This window comes from Promicromonospora kroppenstedtii DSM 19349, assembly GCF_000515355.1.
Classification (GTDB): Bacteria; Actinomycetota; Actinomycetes; order Actinomycetales; family Cellulomonadaceae; genus Promicromonospora; species Promicromonospora kroppenstedtii.
Window position 1 is genome coordinate 4,420 of sequence record NZ_KI911730.1, and the last position, 4,733, is coordinate 9,152.

Consider the following 4,733-nt stretch of genomic DNA (forward strand, 5'->3'; position numbering starts at 1 on the left):
GTTCAACCTCGTGGTCGGCGGGGCGTCCGGCTGGCCCGTGCCCAGGCGTCCCCGAGGCGGCACCGGCGCGGCCGCGGGCAGCTCGGAACCGCCGTCCGTGGCCTGCTCGGCGTCGGGCTGCTGGACCGTGACCTCGAGGTTGAACAGGAACCCGACCGACTCCTCCTTGATGGCGTCCGTCATCGCCTGGAAGAGCTGGAAGCCCTCGCGCTGGTACTCGACCAGCGGGTCGCGCTGCGCCATGGCGCGCAGCCCGATGCCCTCCTTGAGGTAGTCCATCTCGTAGAGGTGCTCGCGCCACTTGCGGTCCAGCACGGAGAGCACCACGCGGCGCTCGAGCTGCCGCATGGCCGGCGGCGAGAGCTCGTCCTCGCGGGCCTGGTAGGCCACGCGCGCGTCGGACAGGATCTCCTCCAGCAGCATGTCGCTGGTGACGCGGTCCATGCCGCCCGCCTCGTCGGCGATCTCCTCCGGCGTCAGCGACACCGGGTAGACGGCCTTCAGGGCCGTCCACAGGGCGTCCAGGTCCCACTGCTCCGGGCTGCCCTCGGCGGTGGCGTTGGTGACGTACTCGGTGATCGTGTCCGTGAGGAAGTGCTGCACCTGCTCGCGCATGTCCTCGCCCTCGAGCACGCGCAGGCGCTCGGCGTAGATGACGGTGCGCTGGCGGGACAGGACGTCGTCGTACTTGAGGACGTTCTTGCGGATCTCGAAGTTGCGCGCCTCGACCTGGCCCTGCGCGGACATGATGCCGCGCGTGACCATCTTGGACTCGAGCGGCATGTCGTCCGGGAAGCCGGCGCGGTTCATCATCGACTCGGCGAGGCCGGAGTTGAACAGCCGCATCAGGTCGTCCTGCATCGACAGGTAGAACCGGGACTCCCCCGGGTCGCCCTGGCGGCCGGAACGGCCGCGGAGCTGGTTGTCGATGCGGCGGGACTCGTGCCGCTCGGTGCCCAGCACGTACAGGCCGCCGGCGGCCTTCACCTCGTCGTGCTCGGCGGCGACGCGGGCCTTGGCCTTCTCCAGCGCCTCGGGCCAGGCCGCCTCGTACTCCTCCGGCGTCTCGACGGGGTCGAGGCCACGCTCGGCGAGCTCGCTCACGGCGAGGTGCTCGGCGTTGCCGCCGAGCATGATGTCGGTACCACGGCCGGCCATGTTCGTGGCGACCGTGACGGCGCCCTTGCGGCCCGCCATCGCCACGACGGAGGCCTCGCGCTCGTGCTCCTTGGCGTTGAGCACGTTGTGCGGCACGCCGGCCTTCTTCAGCTTGGCGCTGAGCAGCTCGGACTTCTCGACGCTGGTGGTACCCACCAGGACCGGCTGGCCGTAGGCGTGCCGCTCCACGATGTCCGCCACCACGGCGTTGAACTTCCCGTCCTCGTTCTTGTAGACGAGGTCGGGCTGGTCCAGACGCTGCGGCGGGTTGTTCGTCGGGATCGGGACCACGCCGAGCTTGTAGGTGCCCTGGAACTCGGCGGCCTCGGTCTCGGCCGTACCGGTCATGCCCGAGAGCTTGCCGTACAGGCGGAAGTAGTTCTGGAGGGTGATCGTGGCGAGCGTCTGGTTCTCCGCCTTGATCTCCACACCCTCCTTGGCCTCGATGGCCTGGTGCATGCCCTCGTTGTAGCGACGGCCGGCGAGGATACGGCCGGTGTGCTCGTCGACGATCATGACCTCGCCGTTCAGCACGACGTAGTCCTTGTCCCGCTTGAACAGCTCCTTGGCCTTGATGGCGTTGTTCAGGAAGCCGATCAGCGGCGTGTTCAGCGACTCGTACAGGTTGTCGATGCCGAGGTAGTCCTCGATCTTCGCGATGCCCGGCTCCAGCACGCCGACCGTGCGCTTCTTCTCGTCCACCTCGTAGTCCACCGTCGGGACCAGGCGGAGCACGACCTTCGCGAACTCCGTGTACCAGCGGTTCGCGTCGCCGGCCGCGGGGCCGGAGATGATCAGCGGCGTACGGGCCTCGTCGATGAGGATGGAGTCCACCTCGTCGACGATGGCGAAGTTGTGCCCGCGCTGCACCAGGTCGTCCGTGGACCAGGCCATGTTGTCGCGCAGGTAGTCGAAGCCGAACTCGTTGTTCGTCCCGTAGGTGATGTCGGCGGCGTACATCTCGCGACGCTGCGCCGGCGTCTGGCCCGACAGGATGACGCCCGTGGTCAGGCCCATGAACCGGAAGACGCGGCCCATCAGCTCGCCCTGGTACTTGGCCAGGTAGTCGTTGGTGGTGATGACGTGCACGCCGTCACCCGACAGGGCGTTGAGGTACGCGGCGGTCGTGGCCACCAGCGTCTTGCCCTCACCGGTGCGCATCTCGGCGATGTTGCCGAGGTGCAGCGCCGCACCACCCATGATCTGCACGTCGAAGTGCCGCTGGCCGAGCGTGCGGCGGGCGGCCTCGCGGATCGCCGCGAACGCCTCCGGCATCAGCTCGTCCAGGGTGGCACCGTGCTCGAGACGCTCCCGGAACCGGGCCGTCTCCTCCCGGAGCTCGGTGTCGCTGAGCTCGACGAAGCTGGGCTCCAAGCGATTGACCTGCTCAGCCACGTTGTGCAGCTTCTTCAGGACACGTCCTTCGCCGATGCGAAGGACCTTGTCGAGGATGGACACGCGGGTTCTCCCAGGTCGTCGTCGAGTTTTCGCCGTCGCCCATCGTAGGCCGTAAACCTGAGCGGGTGGCCCGAAGCGGACGGCGGACCGGCACGGTTCGCTCTCGGGGTAACGATCACGGGAAGCATGCGGTTCCTGAGGCAGCCTTGATCTCTCCCTGACGAACCGGAGACCGACACCGGATAGGGTGGTCACATCGCCCACCCGCCCGCGCTCGCGCGGCATGCCGTCCAGTGCTCGACCCGGGTCCCGCACCCGGCGCCCCTGGCACGACGTCCTGTCCCCGAGCCCTGACAGGACGGAACGGACGTGCTTCCGGTACTCCTCGCCCACGGCGTCCTGGCCCTTGCCGCGCCCGCACTCTTCGCCCGCCTCGGACGACGCGCCTTCTGGGTGCTGGCCCTCGGTCCCGCCGGGGCCGCTGCGTATGCCCTGTCCCAGACGTCTGCGGTCTTCGCCGGCCGCACGCCCACGGAACGCGTGGAGTGGATCCCGGCGCTCGGCCTCGCCGTCGACCTACGGCTCGACTCGCTGTCCTGGCTGATGCTGCTGGTGGTCGGGGCGGTCGGCGCCCTCGTGCTGCTGTACTGCAGCGCCTACTTCGCCCGCGACGCGCGCGGCCTGGGCCGGTTCGGTGGGTTCCTCGTGGCCTTCGCCGGCTCGATGGCCGGCCTCGTCACCGCCGACGACATGCTCCTGCTGTTCGTGTTCTGGGAGCTCACCACGGTGTTCTCCTACCTCCTGATCGGGCACTACGCCGACCGCACGTCGTCGCGCCGGGCGGCCATGCAGGCGCTCGTGGTGACCACCGCGGGCGGCCTCGCGATGCTGGTCGGCGTGGTCGTGCTCGGGGTCACCGCCGGCACCTGGAGCATGTCGGCCGTCATCGCCGACCCGCCGGCCGGGCCCGCGGTGACCATCGCCGTGGTGTGTCTGCTGGCCGGGGCGGCCACCAAGTCCGCCCTGGTGCCCACGCACTTCTGGCTGCCCGCCGCGATGGCCGCGCCCACGCCCGTGTCCGCCTACCTGCACGCGGCCGCCATGGTGAAGGCCGGCATCTACCTGGTGGCCCGGTTCGCGCCCGCGTTCTCGGACCTGACGGCGTGGCGCGTCGTCGTGCTCGTGCTCGGTGGCACCACGCTGCTGCTCGGCGGGTACCGCGCGCTGAAGCAGCACGACCTCAAGCTGGTCCTCGCGTTCGGCACGGTATCCCAGCTCGGGCTCCTCACGCTGCTGCTCGGCTACGGCACGCGGGCCACCGCGCTCGCCGGCCTGGCGCTGCTCGGCGCGCACGCCATGTTCAAGGCGTCGCTGTTCCTCGTGGTCGGCGTGGTCGACGCCGCGACCGGAACCCGTGACCTGCGCAAGCTCGCCGGCGTCGCACGCCGGCTGCCCGTCACGGCCCTGGCCGCGACGCTGGCGACAGCGTCGATGATCGGCCTGCCACCGTTCGCCGGCTACGTCGCCAAGGAGGCGGCACTGGTGGCCTGGGAGCACGACGGCGACGTGCTGGGTCGCGTGATGACCGTCGTCGTCGCCGTGGGCTCGGCCCTCACCGTCGCGTACGGGCTGCGCTTCCTCTGGGGCGCGTTCAAGCCCCGCCTGCCGGCCACGGCCGAGCTCCCGGAGCAGGAGGCCGCGCCCGGCACCGTGCACCCGCAGCCGTTCTGGATGGTCGCGCCGCCGCTGGTCCTGGGCGTCCTCGGCCTGGTCGTGGCCCTCGTGCCCCAGGTCGGTCAGGAGCTCCTGGCCCCGTACGCGAACACCTACCCTGCCGGCGAGCCCGGCCACCTCGCGCTCTGGGAGGGGTTCACGCCCGCCCTCGCGATCACCGTCGCCGTGTTCCTGGCCGGCGGCCTCGCGTTCTGGCAGCGCGCACGGATCGAGCGGTTCCAGGACTCGCTGTGGTCCCCCGACGGCGCCGACGTGCTCTACCGACGGTTCATGCGCAAGCTCGACCGCCTCGCCAGCGACGTCACGGCCGGCACGCAGCGCGGCTCCCTGCCCTTCTACCTGGGTGTCATCCTCGTGACGCTCGCCGTGGGGCCCGGGCTCGCGCTCGCGCTCGGCCTGGTCGGCGAGCCGGGCGGCCTGCCCGTCGCGACCGACGCCGCGGG

At 70.6% G+C, this 4,733-nt stretch carries 2 protein-coding genes; one reads left to right on the plus strand and one right to left on the minus strand.

Going from position 1 to position 4,733, the window contains the following annotated elements:
- A partial coding sequence (secA, locus tag PROKR_RS21665; RefSeq protein ID WP_245605923.1) for a preprotein translocase subunit SecA occupies nucleotides 1-2,616 on the minus strand: 2,616 nt, incomplete at its 3' end.
- Between the two features lie 309 nt (nucleotides 2,617-2,925).
- Here secA and PROKR_RS21670 point away from each other — a divergent pair.
- On the plus strand, nucleotides 2,926-4,733 hold a 1,808-nt coding region (locus PROKR_RS21670; protein ID WP_281171746.1), incomplete at its 3' end, for a proton-conducting transporter transmembrane domain-containing protein.